The 16,307-nt window shown below is 66.7% G+C and carries 16 protein-coding genes and 1 tRNA gene; 10 read left to right on the top strand and 7 right to left on the bottom strand.

Features of this window, described 5'->3' with window-relative positions:
- Positions 1-131: 131 nt before the first annotated feature.
- The 5 genes from AC1DEM_RS20570 to AC1DEM_RS20550 all read left to right on the top strand — a co-directional run bounded on the left by AC1DEM_RS20570 (position 132) and on the right by AC1DEM_RS20550 (position 5,012).
- Complete coding sequence (locus tag AC1DEM_RS20570) at positions 132-2,489, top strand: carbon starvation CstA family protein (protein ID WP_476886134.1); 2,358 nt, start codon at positions 132-134, stop codon at positions 2,487-2,489.
- 13 nt (positions 2,490-2,502) lie between these two features.
- The gene (locus AC1DEM_RS20565; RefSeq protein WP_476886133.1) at positions 2,503-2,694 is read left to right on the top strand and encodes a YbdD/YjiX family protein; all 192 of its coding nucleotides are present in this window, start codon (positions 2,503-2,505) and stop codon (positions 2,692-2,694) included.
- Positions 2,695-2,854: 160 nt separating this feature from the next.
- Positions 2,855-3,532, top strand: coding sequence for a bacterial proteasome activator family protein (locus AC1DEM_RS20560; RefSeq protein ID WP_476886132.1), 678 nt, complete (start codon positions 2,855-2,857; stop codon positions 3,530-3,532).
- Positions 3,533-3,539: 7 nt separating this feature from the next.
- Entirely contained in the window at positions 3,540-4,007 is a 468-nt protein-coding gene (locus tag AC1DEM_RS20555) for a hypothetical protein (RefSeq protein WP_476886131.1), read from the top strand.
- 159 nt (positions 4,008-4,166) lie between these two features.
- Entirely contained in the window at positions 4,167-5,012 is an 846-nt protein-coding gene (locus tag AC1DEM_RS20550) for an aldo/keto reductase (protein WP_476886130.1), read from the top strand.
- Between the two features lie 80 nt (positions 5,013-5,092).
- Here the strand turns inward: AC1DEM_RS20550 and AC1DEM_RS20545 are convergent, their stop codons facing one another.
- Both AC1DEM_RS20545 and AC1DEM_RS20540 read right to left on the bottom strand, forming a co-directional pair.
- Positions 5,093-5,326: a hypothetical protein gene (locus AC1DEM_RS20545; RefSeq protein WP_476886129.1), complete on the bottom strand. Its 234-nt coding sequence runs from the start codon at positions 5,324-5,326 to the stop codon at positions 5,093-5,095.
- Positions 5,327-5,365: 39 nt separating this feature from the next.
- Positions 5,366-6,439, bottom strand: coding sequence for a hypothetical protein (locus AC1DEM_RS20540; protein WP_476886128.1), 1,074 nt, complete (start codon positions 6,437-6,439; stop codon positions 5,366-5,368).
- 93 nt (positions 6,440-6,532) lie between these two features.
- Between AC1DEM_RS20540 and AC1DEM_RS20535 the strand changes: the two genes are divergently transcribed.
- From AC1DEM_RS20535 to AC1DEM_RS20525, 3 genes are all read left to right on the top strand, one after another.
- Positions 6,533-7,006, top strand: coding sequence for a hypothetical protein (locus tag AC1DEM_RS20535; RefSeq protein ID WP_476886127.1), 474 nt, complete (start codon positions 6,533-6,535; stop codon positions 7,004-7,006).
- Positions 7,007-7,426: 420 nt separating this feature from the next.
- Positions 7,427-9,043: a cellulase family glycosylhydrolase gene (locus tag AC1DEM_RS20530; RefSeq protein WP_476886126.1), complete on the top strand. Its 1,617-nt coding sequence runs from the start codon at positions 7,427-7,429 to the stop codon at positions 9,041-9,043.
- Positions 9,044-9,263: 220 nt separating this feature from the next.
- The gene (locus AC1DEM_RS20525) at positions 9,264-9,560 is read left to right on the top strand and encodes a hypothetical protein (RefSeq protein ID WP_476886125.1); all 297 of its coding nucleotides are present in this window, start codon (positions 9,264-9,266) and stop codon (positions 9,558-9,560) included.
- Positions 9,561-9,686: 126 nt separating this feature from the next.
- On the opposite strand, the gene AC1DEM_RS20520 is transcribed toward AC1DEM_RS20525, so the two are convergent.
- The gene (locus AC1DEM_RS20520) at positions 9,687-10,406 is read right to left on the bottom strand and encodes a ZIP family metal transporter (RefSeq protein ID WP_476886124.1); all 720 of its coding nucleotides are present in this window, start codon (positions 10,404-10,406) and stop codon (positions 9,687-9,689) included.
- Positions 10,407-10,594: 188 nt separating this feature from the next.
- Between AC1DEM_RS20520 and AC1DEM_RS20515 the strand changes: the two genes are divergently transcribed.
- Positions 10,595-10,963 carry a hypothetical protein gene (locus AC1DEM_RS20515; protein WP_476886123.1) on the top strand — a complete coding sequence of 123 codons (369 nt, stop codon included), beginning with the start codon at positions 10,595-10,597 and terminating at the stop codon, positions 10,961-10,963.
- 395 nt (positions 10,964-11,358) lie between these two features.
- On the opposite strand, the gene AC1DEM_RS20510 is transcribed toward AC1DEM_RS20515, so the two are convergent.
- From AC1DEM_RS20510 to tmk, 4 genes are all read right to left on the bottom strand, one after another.
- Positions 11,359-11,431: transfer RNA gene (locus AC1DEM_RS20510), tRNA-Thr, on the bottom strand.
- 114 nt (positions 11,432-11,545) lie between these two features.
- Positions 11,546-13,132, bottom strand: coding sequence for an alpha/beta hydrolase (locus AC1DEM_RS20505; RefSeq protein WP_476886122.1), 1,587 nt, complete (start codon positions 13,130-13,132; stop codon positions 11,546-11,548).
- Positions 13,133-13,191: 59 nt separating this feature from the next.
- Positions 13,192-14,334, bottom strand: coding sequence for a DNA polymerase III subunit delta' (locus AC1DEM_RS20500; RefSeq protein WP_476886121.1), 1,143 nt, complete (start codon positions 14,332-14,334; stop codon positions 13,192-13,194).
- Positions 14,331-15,023, bottom strand: a complete 693-nt coding sequence (tmk, locus tag AC1DEM_RS20495; RefSeq protein ID WP_476886120.1) for a dTMP kinase — start codon at positions 15,021-15,023, stop codon at positions 14,331-14,333. Before tmk ends, AC1DEM_RS20500 begins: the two co-directional genes overlap by 4 nt.
- A gap of 86 nt (positions 15,024-15,109) precedes the next feature.
- On the opposite strand from tmk, the gene AC1DEM_RS20490 reads away from it, so the two are divergent.
- A complete protein-coding gene (locus AC1DEM_RS20490) occupies positions 15,110-16,306 on the top strand; it encodes a trans-sulfuration enzyme family protein (protein ID WP_476886119.1) in 1,197 nt (398 codons plus the stop codon).
- Position 16,307: the final 1 nt, after the last annotated feature.

Raw genomic sequence — 16,307 nt, 5'->3', positions numbered from 1 at the left:
TGGCGCACCGCTCGTCGCGCGAACCCTGCCGCCGGGCGCAGGAGGGCCGCCAGAGGGCGGCCGCATTGGTAGGGTGCGGGGGGCAGTTCTGTACCGGTGGACTGCCCAGCTGGGTTTCTCAAGGAGGAGACATGGGCACAATGCCAGATGGCACAAAACGCGACAGCACGAACAGCGACATGCACAGCGGCAGTACGCAGGGCAGCAGCACGCACGGAACAGTACAACTCGACGACGGGATCGTCCCGGATCCGTCCCTCCCACCGACGTCGGTGGATGAGTCTGTCCGCGACTCCGCGGACCGCACCTGGACGCCGGCCAAGATCGCGCTGTGGGCGGCCATCGCGCTACTGGGCGGCGTCGCCTGGTTCATGCTCGCTATCATCCGCGGCGAGACCGTCAACGCCATCTGGTTTGTGTTCGCGTCGGTCTGCACGTACCTGATCGGCTACCGCTTCTACTCCAAGGTCATTGAGCGCTACCTGGCCAAGCCCAACGACCGCCGTGCCACCCCGGCCGAATACAAGGCCGATGGCAAGGACTACGTCCGCACGGACCGCAACGTCCTGTTCGGCCACCACTTCGCCGCCATCGCCGGCGCCGGACCCCTGGTGGGCCCGGTCATCGCGGCCCAGATGGGCTACCTTCCCGGCACGATCTGGATCATCATCGGCGTCGTCCTGGCCGGCGCCGTCCAGGACTACCTCGTCCTGTTCTTCTCCATGCGCCGCGGAGGCCGGTCGCTGGGACAGATGGCCCGCGAGGAACTCGGCGTGATCGGCGGCACCGCCGCCCTCGTCGCGACCCTGCTGATCATGGTGATCATCGTCGCCATCCTTGCCCTGGTGGTGGTCAACGCCCTGGGCGAAAGCCCGTGGGGTGTCTTCTCGGTAGGCATGACCATTCCGATCGCCCTCTTCATGGGCGTGTACCTGCGCTTCATCCGGCCGGGCAAGGTCATGGAGGTCTCCCTGATCGGATTCGTGCTGCTCATGGCCGCCATCATTGGCGGCGGTGCTGTTGCAGGCACCGAGTGGGGTGCCGCGTTCTTCCACCTGGACAAGGTCACCATCGCATGGGGCCTCATCATCTACGGCTTCATCGCCGCCATCCTCCCCGTCTGGCTCCTTCTGGCCCCCCGCGACTACCTCTCCACCTTCATGAAGATCGGCGTGATCGTGATGCTGGCGCTGGCCATCATCGTGGTCCGCCCCGAGATCACTGTGCCGGCGTTCAGTGAGTACGCCGGCCGCGACAACGGTCCGGTCTTCTCCGGAGCCTTGTTCCCGTTCCTGTTCGTCACGATCGCCTGCGGCGCGCTCTCGGGGTTCCACGCCCTGATCGCCTCAGGCACCACACCTAAACTGATCGAGAAGGAACGCCAGACGCGCCTGATCGGCTACGGCGGCATGCTCATGGAATCCTTCGTGGCGATCATGGCCCTCGTGGCCGCGATCTCCATTGACCGCGGCATTTACTTCGCCATGAACGCCCCCGTGGCGCTGACCGGCGGAACGGTCGAGACGGCGGCCGCCTGGGTCAACAGCCTGGGCCTGTCCGGCGTCAACATCACGGCCGGCGATCTCGCGCAGACGGCGAAGGACGTGGGGGAGCAAAGCATCGTGTCCCGCTCCGGCGGCGCGCCCACGCTCGCCGTCGGCCTGGCGCATATCATGCAGCAGTTCATCGGCGGCACCGCGATGATGGCGTTCTGGTACCACTTCGCCATCATGTTCGAGGCACTGTTTATCCTCACGGCGGTCGACGCCGGCACCCGCGTTGCCCGCTTCATGCTCCAGGACTCGATCGGCAACTTCGTCCCGAAGTTCAAGGAGCACTCCTGGCGCCCGGGCGCGTGGCTCTGCACGGCCATCATGGTGGCGGCCTGGGGCGCGGTCCTGATCATGGGCGTCACCGACCCGCTGGGCGGCATCAACACCCTGTTCCCGCTGTTCGGCATCGCCAACCAGTTGCTGGCGGCCATCGCCCTCTCGGTCTGCCTGGCCATTGCAGCCAAGCGCACCGCCCTGAAGTACCTGTGGATCGTGGCGGTGCCGCTGGCGTTCGCCGCTGTCGTGACCATCATGGCGAGCTTCTACAAGATCTTCTCGCCCGTACCGGCGGTGGGTTACTTCGCCAACAACGCAGCCTTCGCCAAGGCTCTTGCGGACGGCAAAACGTCCTTTGGAACCGCCAAGACCCAGGCCGCCATGGAAGCCGTGGTCCGCAACACCATGGTCCAGGGGTGGCTGTCGATCATCTTCGTGGTGCTGAGCATCGTCGTCATCATCACTGCAGTGATGGCAACCATCAAGGCTTTGCGGAACACCGCGGCGGGGCTCCCCAACGCCGAGAACGAAGACCCCGCGCGGGCCTCCCGAGTCTTCGCTCCGGCTGGGTTTGTTCCCACGGCGGCGGAGCGCGACCTCATGACCGAGTGGAACCAGCACCCGGCCGGGGAACGGCTCGAAAAGTCCGGGCACCACTGATGCGGAGCCGGACGTGAACGCGGTACTTGCCGGGTTCCGCGGGTTTGCCGGGTACCTCAGCGGAGTGCTGGGCGCCGACGCCTACGAGAAGTACCTGGAGCACCATGAGGCCTCCGGGCACACCGGGCCGCCCCTGACGGAGCGGGAGTTCTGGCGTGACCGGACAGACCGGCAGGACACCAGTCCGCAGGGGCGGTGCTGCTGAGCGGTGCTGCTGAGCTCTGCTCCTGAGTGGCGCTACTGTGAGCAGGTGTCCGGCAAGGCTGGGGGAGGGGCGGTGTTGGGCACAAGAGTGTCCGACGCCGCCCTTTCCGCTTCCGGCGGATGCCGGGTCCGCGTCGCCCGGCGCGTGAGAGTATGAAGCCATGAGCGATCAGCATGACACTCAGCCCGGCGCCCAACCGGCCGACGACGTCCCCGTGGAAGGCACGCCCCTGGACGACGCCCGGCCCGGCACGCCCTTGGCATCACCGGCTGCAGCGCCGGCCGGCCACGCCGGTGGACACGGTTCCGGGCCCAGGCCGCCCCGCGGAAGCGAACTACAGGACCTCGTGGACCAACCCGCGAAGGTCATGCGGATCGGCACCATGGTCAAGCAGTTGCTGGACGAGGTGAAGTCCGCACCCCTGGACGACAAGGCCCGCATCAGGCTCGCCGAAATCCACGACCGTTCCATCAAGGAACTCGAGGACGGACTGGCCCCGGAGCTCGTTGAGGAGCTCGAGCGGATCAACCTTCCCTTTTCGGAGAACGCCACCCCCTCCGACGCGGAGCTGAGGATAGCCCAGGCCCAGCTGGTCGGCTGGCTGGAGGGACTCTTCCACGGCATCCAGGCGGCCATCGCGGCGCAGCACGCCGCCAGGGAACACACCTACGCCCAGATGCAGCTGCGCCAGCTGCCGCCGGGAACAGTGATCGCGCCGGGTGTCATCATCGGGGAGAACGGCGAACCGGTCCGGGCCGCGTCGCCGCGCCGCGGCGCGGATTCCTCGGAGACCCCTGAACCCGTGGACCCGGACCACGGCCCGGGCCAGTACCTCTAGCGCGACCTTGGGCTTTTTCAGCGCAGCACGGCAAGGCCGCAGGGACGACGCCGAACTCGGCAAGGGCCTCTGGCGGCGCGCCCATGACCGATTCAACCGCGGACTTGACCGCTACCACCAGGTCCTCGAGGGGGTCGAGGACGATGCGCTGTACGGCGAACTCGTCGACATCGCCAACCAGCTCTCCGCTCTCGCGCCCCGGGTGCGGCAGGTCTGCGTGGAGGCCCAGCGGCGGTTTCCCAGCAATGGATTGGATATCCCAGGGCCGCTGGCAGGGGTTCACCGGGCCCTGTCGACGGCGGGCAATTCTCTGGCCATGACGGCTGAGGCGGCCGCGATGCTCCGGCTCGCCGTTGGCCCGGTCCCGGCGGGGGCTGCGTCGGTGCGGCGGCGCGCCGATTCCGTGCTGGAGCAGGTCCACGACGCCGAGCGGCGGCTTGCCGAGGCGGACGGCACCGGGTCGACGCCCGCCTGAGCCGTTCCGCTCATTGGCGTCGGCGGTGGCTGGCTCCGGCTTTGCCAGCAGTCCTGAAAGTCCCTGTAATCCCGATATTCCCGGTATTCCCGGTTACGCGCCTAGCTTAGCTTCGCTCAAACACTGGCCGGACTCCGCCGATGTTGGCAGGATAGTTATATGACTTTTTCACCGGAACTGACTTTCAATGACGGCAACACCATCCCCCAGCTCGGCTACGGGGTGTGGCAGGTTGAAGATGACGTGGCCGAAAAGGTGGTTGTGCAGGCGTTTGAGGCCGGCTTCCGCCACATCGACACGGCCAAGATCTACGGCAACGAAGCAGGGGTGGGCCGCGCCATTGAGCGTTCCGGCCTCAAACCCGAGGAAATTTTCATCACCACCAAGCTGTGGAACGCGGATCAGGGCTACGAGTCCACCCTGAAGGCGTTCGAGGAGTCCATGGAGCGGCTGGGCCTCGAAACCCTGGACCTGTACCTGATCCACTGGATGCAGCCCAAGCAGGACAAATATGTCGACACATGGAAGGCCCTCATCGAGCTCCAGAAGCAGGGCCGGGTCAAGACCATTGGCGTCTCCAACTTCACCAAGGAGGGCCTGCAGCGCCTGATCGATGAGACCGGCGTGGTTCCGGCCATCAACCAGGTCGAGCTGCACCCGTTCTTCAGCCAGGCCGGACTGCGCGAATTCAACGCGTCCAAGGGCATCCTCACCCAGGCCTGGTCGCCGCTGGGCCAGGGCGGCGAGCTTCTGGAGAGCGCCGTCATTTCCGAGATTGCCGCCAAGCACGGCGCCACCCCGGCTCAGGTTGTCATCGCGTGGCACCTGGCCATCGGCAACGTGGTCATCCCGAAGTCGGTGACCGAGTCCCGAATCCGCGAGAACTACGCGGCACTGGACGTTACCCTCGACGAGACCGACATCCAGGCCATCAACGGACTGGACCGTACCGCCGAAGACGCCGGCCGGATCGGCCCGGACCCGGCTGTCTCCGACTTCGCCTAAGCAACAATCCCACGACGCCGGCAGCCAGCCGACGTTCGCGGAGGGCCTTCACCCGGACGGGTGGAGGCCCTCCTTGCTGCCTATGCGGCGGCTCGGTGCTCTTTCGCCGGGATCGCATCGACGACGGCCCAGCCATCTTCGCCCGCGATGCACCGGCTGGCGAAGCGGTCCGCAGCGGCAGCGTCATCGAAGCTCTCGGTCCGGATCCGGCCGCAATCGGTGTCCAGGTAGGTGACCGCGAAATACAGTGCGCCGTCCTGTGCGCCGTTGAAATCCGGTTCGAAACTGTGCTGGAAATTCTGGTTGTTCTCCATGATTCCAGTGTGCAACCGACCTCCGACAGTAAGACTTCACTACTCCGGCGTGTTGCCAAGCCGCAGCACCCGTTCCCGCGCCAGGACTTCCTTGCGGCGTTCCCGGTCCGCGGCCCGGGCCGTTTGCTGCGCCAGGGCCGCCGCCAGCTCGGAGCGTTTCCGTGCTCCCTTGAGCCCGGCGTCTGCGGCGTCCAGACGCCGTCGGAGGTCGCGCGCCTCATCGGCCAGCCGGGTGGTTTCCGCCATCGCCTCCGCCAACTCCGCGGCCGCGCGGCGTGCTTCCCCATCGGCCTCCGCTGCGGCCTCCTCGGCCGCCTCCAGGCCGGCCCGCGCCCGCTCCACCGCCGACGGCGTGGGCGTCACCCGTGCTTTCCCGACAGCCCGGAGGCGGGGCTGTTCCGGTGACTTTCCGCCGCCAGCGCTGTCGGATGCGGTCATTGACGAGGGTGCGGTCCGCGACGGGGGTTCGGTCCCGCGAGCGACTGCCGCCGGTTCGGTCCCGGGGGCGCCGGTCCCCGGCTCTGTCCCGCGGACGGAGGCCGTTCCCCGCGCGGTTCCAGTACCGGTTGCCGCGGGCGCGTGGCTCCCGGGGACAGCCACGGCGCCGGCGAGATCGACGACGTCGACCCCGTCCGCCGAAAGTGCCCGGAGCAGCCAGCCGCTCTGCACGGCCGCTGCGGCCCCGGGGTCGGCGGTGGCGGCACGCAGGGTCTGCTCCACTTCCGTCGCCACGGCGGCGCTGATGGCCCGTCCATGCTCGGCTGCCAGGGCTTGTGCCGTCTTTACCGCGCCGGCCAGAAGCCGGCGCCGCTCCTGTGCGAGGCGGCGGAGGTCGGCGGCATCCAAGGCGTCCTGCGCAGCCTGCATCGATGTTCCCAGGCCGGCCAGCTCGCGCAGGATTTCGGGGCTGTGCGCCGCCATCATGTTCACGGCCCACGCCGCCACCGACGGTTTGGGCAGGGCTCGGACATCGGCCGCCAGGGCACGCTGCTCGGCCGCAGTCAGGTCAACTGTGCCGACGTCTTTGGCCGCGGCCGTTCTTGCCGCCACGAACTCGCCATACGGCAATGCATACAGCGGCCCTGCAATGCCCTCAAACTCCCGCGTTCCCATGCAAGAATCATAGGAGTCCGGCCCCGCCACGAACGCCCAGCTCGGGGCCACTTCATGAGACCAGCCGGCGCCAGGTTGCGGAGGAATGCTCACTTGATCGAAATTGGCGGGCTACCGGCCCACGTCCTTCTCGTCCACGCTGTGGTGGTGCTCGCGCCGATCGCAGGCTTGGGCGCCGTTGTATACGCCGTGGCACCGCGCTGGGGGACCTATCTGGCCTGGCCCTTAGGCGTCTTGTCGGTGGGACTGGTGCCGGTGACATTGCTGACGGCGCAGGCAGGCGAGCAGCTGGAGAAGGCACGTCCGGCGTCGGCCCTCATTCACGAGCACGCCCAGCAGGGCGATGTGCTCAAGGTCGTTTCCGTGATCTTTTTCGTCCTGGTCGCGGCGATGCTGGTGGTCACCTACGAGCCCTTCGGCCGGAGCCTGGTGTTCCTCGGCGGACTTCGGCGCAACAGGGCCGTCCGGGTGGCGTTCCTGATTGCCGGCGCCGTGGCAGGCGCCTTCTTCATCTACCAGAGCATCATCACGGGACATTCGGGTGCAGCTTCCGTCTGGGCGCGCTAGGTCCGCTCCTCGCGGGCCCGTGAGCCGGCGACGCCAGCCTGTGTCCCTGCAGCCCTAAGCTAGCGGACGGCCTGGGAAAAAGACAATACGCAGGTCAGGCCCCTGTTGCCGGGCCGAGGCAAGGAAGAAAACGCGGAAGGAAATATTAACCAAAGTGGGTCATTTCTTGCCTGCGGCTTGGTACTTTTTGAGAGCCGATCCGCATTGTGTGGGCCGGGGGGACCCACAATGACGGATTGAAAGGCTTCACAACCATGAGCTCACAGCTGTAGAAATTCTGTGCGCCCCCGGGGAACAGCCAAAGGGGCGCCGACGGCACTTCCCGGCTCAGGCCGGACGGCCCTGACGCAGCCGGCCATTACTGCTCCCAGCGACGCTTCCGGCGAACCTGGCAACCGCCCACGCCCTCACGGAGGAACTGTGAAGCTATTCTCGAACCCGCCCCGCCATACCGGCCAGCGGCTCAAACCTGCCGCCGCGGCCCTGCTCGGCTCCGCCCTGGCGGGCGTGCTCGCGCTTTCCGTCCTCGCCGTCTCGGCGCCGGCAGCGACGGGCGGCGCGCCCCTCGCCGTGCGAGCGGCAGCGACTCCGGCGCCCACCGGCTGGCTGCACACCTCCGGCGGGACGATCCTGGACTCGAACAACGCCCCGTACACCATCAAGGCCGCGTCTTGGTTCGGCATGGAAACCCCTGACTGCATGCCTCACGGCCTCTGGGGGACCCTGACCATCGACGACGCCCTGGTCAACATTAAGTCGATGGGGTTCAACACGGTCCGCCTGCCCTTCTCCAACGAGTGCCTCGCAGCGACTTCCATCAAGGGCAACCTGAACTACTGGGCCAACCGCGCCTACGCGCTTGAGGGCAAAACGCCCCTGGTCCTGATGGACACCGTCATCGCCCGCGCCAAGGCCAACGGCCTGAAAATCATCCTGGACCGGCACCGGCCCTCCTCCGCCGATCAGTCCCCGCTCTGGTACACCTCCGCCTACCCGGAGTCGAAGTGGATCGCCGACTGGAAGATGCTCGCCACCCGGTACAAGAACGATTCCACCGTCATCGGCGCCGATCTCCACAATGAGCCCGCCGGGGCAGCGACCTGGGGCGGGGCCGCCGCCACCGACTGGCAGGCTGCGTCCACTCGTGGAGGCAACGCCGTCCTTGCCTCCAACCCCAATCTGCTGATCATCATTGAGGGCATTGAAAACCAGGGCAACGGTACCTCCACCTGGTGGGGCGGCGGCCTGGCCGACGTCAAGAACAAGCCGGTCACCCTGGCCACGCCCAATCGCGTGGTCTATTCCCCGCACGATTACCCGGCGTCGCTGTATGCCCAGAAGTGGTTCAGCGACCCCAGCTACCCCAACAACCTGCCAGCCGTGTGGGATGCCAACTGGGGTTACATCCAGAAGCAGGGCATCGCTCCGGTTTTGCTCGGCGAGTTTGGAACCGCGCTGCAGACCACATCCGACAAGCAGTGGATGGCGAAGATCGTCTCCTACCTCGGGACCAATGCCATGAGTTTCGCGTACTGGTCGTTCAATCCGAACAGCGGAATCACTGGAGGACTCGTCCAGGCGGACTGGCGCACCCCGGAGGCCGCCAAACTGACCGCGCTCGCGCCCATCCTGAAAGGCACGCCGTCGCCGTCGCCGACCGCCACTGCCTCGCCGTCGGTTTCCCCGACGCCTACTGCCACCGCGTCGCCGTCGCCGACGGTGTCTCCCGCGCCGACGACAGGCGGGTCGATCAGCGCGGTCTGGAAACTCGGCAGTTCGTGGACCGGCGGCTACGTGGCCAACATCGAGGTCACCGGGCTCCGGGCGGCCCCCAGCTGGAGCGTGAGCTGGCCCGATCCGAACGTCACCAGGGTGGCCAACTCCTGGGGCATCAACTGCACGGTGGTCCCCAAGGTGTCCGTGACCTGCGGCGGCTTGGACTGGGCCACCAAGATCGCCGCCGGCCAGAAGCTGTCCGTGGGCCTGCAGGTGGATTCGCTAAAAGCCCCAGTCAACCCGGTGCTGACGCTGAAGTAGCATGCCGCGTAAGACCGCTGCATGTTTTTGACTAGGCGCTTGCTTGGGGGAAATGGCGTGCTTGTGAACTTTCGACGGCGGTCCTGACGGCGGTCCGCGGGGCTCACGATGCCCTCAACCCGCGGCGTATTGACGGCTGCCCGGCTCCGGCGTAGACCATGCCGTATCAAACCAATCGCAGGTCGTTGCCTTGCGGCCTGCCGCCTGTGAGGAGAAGAAAATGGCCGTCGCAGTCATCATGGAATTCGCCGGTGCCACGCTGGAGCAGTACGACCAAGTCATAGGCAAGATGGGCCTTACGCCGGGAGGGCCCGCGCCGGCCGGCGCCCTCGGACACTGGGTGGCCGCCACCGACGACGGGATCCTCGTCACCGACCTCTGGCAGTCGAAGGAGCTCTACGACGCCTTCGCGAAGGACCAGATCGGCCCCTACTCTGCCGAGGCCGGCATCCCCTCGCCACCTACGGTGAAGTATCTGGACGTCCACAATTACTTCACCCCAGGGTCCAGCGCCTGACTGTAGCGCCCCTCCACGACCCGCACCGTGTCGCGGCGCCTCCAAAATCCGAGGAAGGCCGTGGCCATGATGTCTTCTGCGTCATGCCGGTCCCGGGAGAGCCGAGGGATGAAACCGGCCGTGACCTCAGTGCCCGCCGAGGATCTCCACGAGGGCATACGAGAGGCCGAATCCGACGGCGATCGCGATGCCGGTGGCGGCGCCGGCGTCCCGGAGCCCCTCCGGCACCATGCGGGTCGTTACGTTCGTCAGGACGCCGCCGCCGGCGAAAGCCAGCGCGAAGGCCACCACCTCGGGCGGGGCTGCCTGCAGCAGCACCGTGAAGAGGGCCACCGACGCGGCGCACAAGAGCGTCGTGGCCAGCCAGGCGGACATGACGCGGCGGGTGGTCATCCCTGACTTGCGCAGCGGTCCGGTGTCGGCCATGGCCTCGGGCACGCCGCAGAGGAAAACAGCGGCAAGCACCGCGGCACTGATGCCGTAGCCGCCAAGTAGCGCACCGGTGATAACAACCGCTTCGGCGACCACGGACAGCCCGATCACAAGGAACCTGGGCTCGTGGACGGGAGGTTCGGACAGCCGACGGCCGGGCACGGCACCCGTCACCACCCACGCCGTCGCCACGGCCCCGCCGATCAGTCCCACCCCGACATAACCGCTTCCGCCGGCCAGCCGCCCGGCCTCGGCGACGAGCTTATAGGCGACGGCCGAGAGCAGGGCGCCTGCACCGAGCCCGGTCAGGATGCCGAGCAGGACGCTGTTGCCAACGCGCCACCGCAGGGCGAGCAGTCCACCCAAGAAGTACGAGGACCCGGCAAGCAGACCCCAGCCAAATGCCTGCAGCATCGGCACCCCTTTCGGCATAGGTGCTAAAGCACCGCGCCTAGGCATCATCCCGAACGTCCGAGGGGATGGCAAGGGCCTCAGCCCACCGTGACAGACATGAGTCAGCGCGCATGAGCCCACGCGCCGGCGTCTCCCGATGAGGACGGCACCGGAGTAGCCTGACAGCACAAGCGAGAAAGGCATTGAGCATGCGCATTCTTCAGACATCCACGGACGCCCTCAACGTCACACGGATCGACAGGATCGCCTATCTCAACGCTGAAGAGCGGACATTTCTGACCACAACAACCGGCCGGCCCGATTTTGCCACGCCCGGGCAAGGGGAAGTCATCGCCGACATCGGACGGGCCGTTCCCGTCACCTTGGCCTATATCGATGACCAGCTCGAGGGGAGCCTCATCATCGAGCGCCTCACGGACCTGATTGCAAATTACGACTGGCCCGTCATCAGATTTTCCGATGTCCGGGAGGACGCCCGGAAAAAGATCGCCGAAATCCGCTACAGGGAGGCCGAGGATAACGCCGAGCCAGACCGTACCGACCCTCACGAAGACTGATACGGGCAGCGGTCGCCGCCCGCCGCGCATGAGGTCACGAACCCTGTGTCACCCTCCGGTGTTTTGCCTGGGCGCAGATTCAACGCGATCTTCAATCTGCAGGTGGCCAGCCCATCCTCCTATCAGGGATCCAGAATGGCTACCTGGTCATATTGGTTGCGTACGATGACGGCACCATCCAGCGGGAACTGGACAGCAAGTACGGCGCTGCCATCATTGTGGTGCGATCCGCACTCAAACCACATGAGTAGCAACGGCCCAGCCTACTGACGAAGACCCCGGCAAAGGCTCGAAATTGCCGGGAAAAGAAAGATACGTCGACGCCGTTGTCAATGAAAACGAAAGAAACCCCCGGAAATCATTGATTTCCGGGGGTTTCCTTGGCTTGCCGTCAGAGCTTCCTGCCAGAATCGAACTGGCGACCTTCTCATTACGAGTGAGACGCTCTACCAACTGAGCTAAGGAAGCAACCACATGAATGCCCGGCGAACCGGGCGGATCATGCAAGAGACAACTGTAATAGAGTCCCGGCGTCCGGGTCAAAATGAGCGTCTGGGTCCGCATTGCGGCTCCCTGGCGGGCCTAGCAGACGGTGTTGTCCGCCGGGGCCTTGCCATCCACCAGGTAGTCATCCACGGCGTTGCCGATGCAGCTGTTGGAGCGGCCGTAGGCCGTGTGGCCCTCGCCCTTCCAGGTCAGCAGCGAGGCGTTCCCGAGCTGCTTGCGCAGGGCGCTGGCCCATTGCACCGGGGTGGCCGGATCGCCGGTGGTACCCACAACAACAATCGGGGCCGAACCCTTGTACTCCGCCGGGGCAGGGGTCCGGACGTTCTTGTACGGCCAGTCCTTGCAATTGCTGCCGCCGTAGGCGAAGTAGTAACCCAGAGTGGGTGATGCCTTCCGGAGCTCTTGGTCCTCGGCGCGCATGGAAGCGGTGTCGGACACCATCGGATAATCCAGGCAGTTGATGGCGTTGAAGGCGAAAGTGCTGTTCGAGGTGTACGTGCCGCTGGGGTCCCGGTCGGCGCCGAAGTCGGCGAGCTGCAGCATGCCCGTGCCGTCGCCGGTGAGGGCCGTCGCAAGTGCGCGGGTGAGAATTGGCCAGTTGTCATTGTTGTAGAGCGGGATAATGAGGCCGCTGACAAACGTCGAGCCGGAGACCTTCCGGCCGTCCTTCGTCGGCAGCGGATTCGCCTCGGCCGCGGTGATGGCGTTATGGATCTGCTGGACGCCTGCCTCGACGCTTCCCGTGAGCGGGCATCCGGAAGTCTGCTGGCACTTGGCAACATAGGAGTGGAGGGCCTTTTCGAAGGCCGCGGCCTGGCCGCGGGTCAGTTCCTCGTAGCTCAGCGACGGGTCAATGGCGCCGTCGAGGACCAGCCGGCCCACGTTGTCCGGGAACAACGACGCGTAGGTGGAGCCCAGGAGGGTTCCGTAGGAGTATCCGAGGTAGTTCAGCTTCGCGTCGTTGGCCACCCCACGCAGGATGTCGAGGTCCTTCGCGGCGCTGATGGTGTCGATGTGGGCCAGGACCGGGCCGGTCTTCTCCACACACTTGGCCGCGATGGCCTTGTTGTCGGCGAGGGCCTCGTCCAGTCCGGCGTCAGTGTCCAGGGCGTAGCTCTTGGCGCGGGACGCGTCCCGTTCCTTGTCCGTGAGGCAGGTGACCGGGGCGGAACGCTTCACACCGCGGGGATCGAAGCCCACAATGTCATAGGCGGACCGGACTTTGTCCGAAATGTTGGTGTTGGCCGCGTCCCTGACGAAGTCGTAACCCGAGCCGCCGGGGCCGCCCGGATTGACCAGCAGAGTGCCCTTCTTTTCGCCTGTCGTGGCGAGCTTGATAGCGGCAAGTTCAATGCGGTCGCCGTCGGGCTTGCTGTAGTCCAACGGAACCTTGATCTTGGCGCACTGGAAGCCGTCCCCTTCGCACGGCTTCCAGTCGATCTGCTGGGAGTAGTAGCTGCGCAGTTCCGCTGGCGCGGCGTCGACAATTGACGGGTCCGCCTTCCCCTGTGCCACCGATGGCGCGGCACTGGACCCGCCGTCGCTTCCACCGCCGAAAAGGGTGCATGAGGCCAGTGTGATGGCCAGTGCCATGGCGCCGACGGCCCGCACGCCGATCGCCAGGGATCGGGATCTTGCGGGCTGGGGTCGAGCAGGCTTCATGCGGTTCTCCTTGGAGGATAGGAACGACAGCGTTGATGTTGTTGGTGCGGCCGGGGCCATCAAATAAGGCTGGCAGCCATGGACTCGATCGTCAGCAGCGGAGCCACGTTGGTGGTGGTGATCCGCGTGCGGGCTTTGTTGACGGCGTCCATGCGGGCAAGAGTCACTTCGGCGGTGGAACGGGAGGCGAAGTCTTCGAGTTCGCTTCTGAGTTCAACGTTGACAAGTTCCACTGCGTTCCCCATCTGGATGATCAGGACATCCCGGTAAAAGGACAGCAGGTCCGTCAGAGTGCGGTCAAGGGAATCGGTGACGGAACGCTTGGCGCGGCGTTTCTGGTCGTCCTCGAGTTGCTTGACCTGGCTCCGCATGGCCGGCGGCAACGTCCCGCTTTCAGGCGCCCCGAGGGTGGCCAGCAGTGCAGTTTTCTCGGTGGCGTCGCGCTCGTCATTGGAGCTGTTGGCTTCCTCGGTGGCGATCTTGACCAGCTTCTCGGCCATCATGACCGCCGCCGTGACGCCGCGAAGGGACAACGGAAACCGCACCGTCTCAAGGCGTCGCTCCCGGGCCTCCGGATCGCGGGCCAGACGGCGGGCGATCCCGACGTGGCTTTGCGCGGCTCGAGCGGCGCGCTCGGCAACCGCCGGGTCCACGCCATCGCGCTTGACCAGCAGGGCCGCGACGGCGGCGGCTGGCGGAAGCCGCAGCGCCACCGCCCGGCAGCGGGAGCGGATCGTCACGAGGACATCGGCGGGGGAGGGCGCGCAGAGCATCCAGACTGTGCGGGGCGTGGGTTCCTCGATGGCCTTGAGCAGCACGTTGGTGGTCCGCTCGGCCATCCGGTCCGCATCCTCCACCACGATGATCCGCCATCGGGCGGACGACGGGCGGTTCCCGGCGGTGGACACGAGCTCGCGTGCCTCATCGATGGTGATGGTGACCTTCTCCGTGCGCACGAACGCGACGTCGGAATGGGTTTCGCCCAGGATGGTCAGGCACGCAGGGCATTCGCCGCAGCCCCGCAGGCTGACGTCCTCCTGGTCACAGTTCAGGGCGGCGGCGAAGGCCTTCGCGGCGTTGGAACGGCCTGAGCCGGGCGGCCCGGTGAAAAGCCACGCGTGCGTCAGCCCCTCACCCTGGGCAGCCTGGCGCAGCTGGGCCACGACGGCGTCCTGGCCCTGGAGGTCGTCCCAGACGCTCATGCTGTGCTGCTTTGGGTGATGGCCAGCAGGAACTCGACGCGCTCGAAGATCCGGGCGGCGAGTTCGGCGACGGGCAGGCGGGCGGGCAGCACCAGGTAGGCGTCGGGCCGGGCCGCGGCCAAGTCCAGGAAGGCCGCCCGGATCTTGGCGTGGAATTCGTCGGCCTCGGACTCGAGGCGGTCTTCGGCGGCCTCGCCGGCTGTGCGCCGCTGCCGGCCAACGGCGGGCTCGACGTCGAGAAGTACCGTCAGGTCCGGCTGCAGGTCCGATGTCGCCCACGCATTGATGTCCCGGACTGCCTCCGTCCCGAGGCCGCGCCCGGCGCCCTGGTAGGCGACCGAGGAGTCGATGTACCGGTCCGTGAGCACGATCTCGCCGCGTTCCAGGGCGGGCCGGATTACCTGGCTTGCGTGCGCGGCGCGGGACGCCGCGAAAATAAGAGCCTCGGTATGGGCGTCGATGTGGCCATGGCCGTGATCCAGCACCAGCGAACGCAGCTTCTCGCCGATCGCCGTGCCGCCCGGTTCCCGGGTCCGCAGCACTGTGAAGCCGCCTGATTCCAGCGCTTTGGCGAGTTTAGCCGCCTGCGTGGACTTGCCGGCGCCGTCTCCGCCCTCGAAGGCAATAAACAGTCCGGGCAACGGGCCTGGCAACTGTTGAGGGGACGCTCCGGGGCTCTGGGTAGTCACTGTTCAAGAGTACCGACAATCACCGACACTTCCGTGTCCGGCGTAACGGCTGGGTACCCTGCGGGGCGCCAACGTACCCTGTCCCCATGAGTCTTTCTGAAGAGCAGGCCGCCACGCTTTCGCCGGATTCCCTGGTTGTGGCGGCAGGGCGCCCGCCGCGCACCCGCGACGAACCGGTCAACCCGCCGCTAGTGCTGTCCTCGACCTACTTTGGCACTGGGCCGCTGGGAGATGGCGACCGCGGCTACGGCCGGTATTCCAATCCCACGTGGGACCCCTTCGAAGAGGCGCTGGCTCGGCTGGAAGGCGCGGACCTGCCGGGCCTGCTTTACGCCTCGGGACTCGCCGCCGTGAGTTCGGCCCTGTCCCTGGTGCCTGCCCAGGGCGTGCTCGTGATGCCGTCGCACAGCTACGCGGGCTCGGTCACCATGGCCACCGAACTGGCCGCCAAGGGCTTCCTCGAATTGCGGACTGTGGATATCGCGGACACCGACGCCGTCGTGGCCGCACTTGCCCCGGCCGGCGGACGCGCCGCCAGCATGCTGTGGCTGGAGAGTCCCACCAACCCCATGCTCGGCGTCGCGGACATACGGGCCCTGACCGCCGCGGCGCATGAGGCCGGCGCGATCGTCGTCACCGACAACACCTTTTCCACGCCCTTGGTGCAGCAGCCCCTGAGCCTGGGCTCCGACGTCGTGCTGCATTCGGTGACCAAATACCTCTCCGGCCATTCCGACGTCGTGCTCGGTGCGCTGGTCACCTCCGACGCCGATCTCCGCGCCGCCTTGCTGCACCACCGCACCATCCACGGCGGGATCGCCGGACCATTCGAGGCGTGGCTGGCGCTCCGCGGGCTCCGGACCCTGGCGCTGCGGATCGAGCGTTCGCAGGCGTCGGCCCAGGTCCTGGCCGAAAGGCTCAACGGCCATCCGCGGGTTGCCGGCATCCGCTTTCCCGGCCTGGCCTCGGACCCTGGCCACGTGCGGGCCAAGGAGCAGATGAAGGGGTTCGGGTCCATCCTGTGCATTGAGGTGGCTCCGGTAGTTGGGCAGGACAGTGGCAGCAGCGGCGCGGAAGCCGCGGACCGGATGATCCGCGCCCTGCGCCTCTGGCTCCCCGCCACGTCGCTGGGCGGGGTGGAATCCCTGATCGAACGCCGCCGCCGGCACACCGCCGAGCCGGAGAGCGTGCCGGAGAATCTGGTCCGGATGAGCGTGGGCATTGAGAACGTCGAAGACCTTTGGGCCGATTTGGAACAGGCATTGCGCTCGCTGGACGGCTAGG

It is taken from the genome of Arthrobacter sp. 05T420, assembly GCF_056396305.1.
The sequence above is the reverse complement of the archived record's forward strand: the minus strand, read 5'-3'. Positions and strand labels throughout refer to the sequence as shown.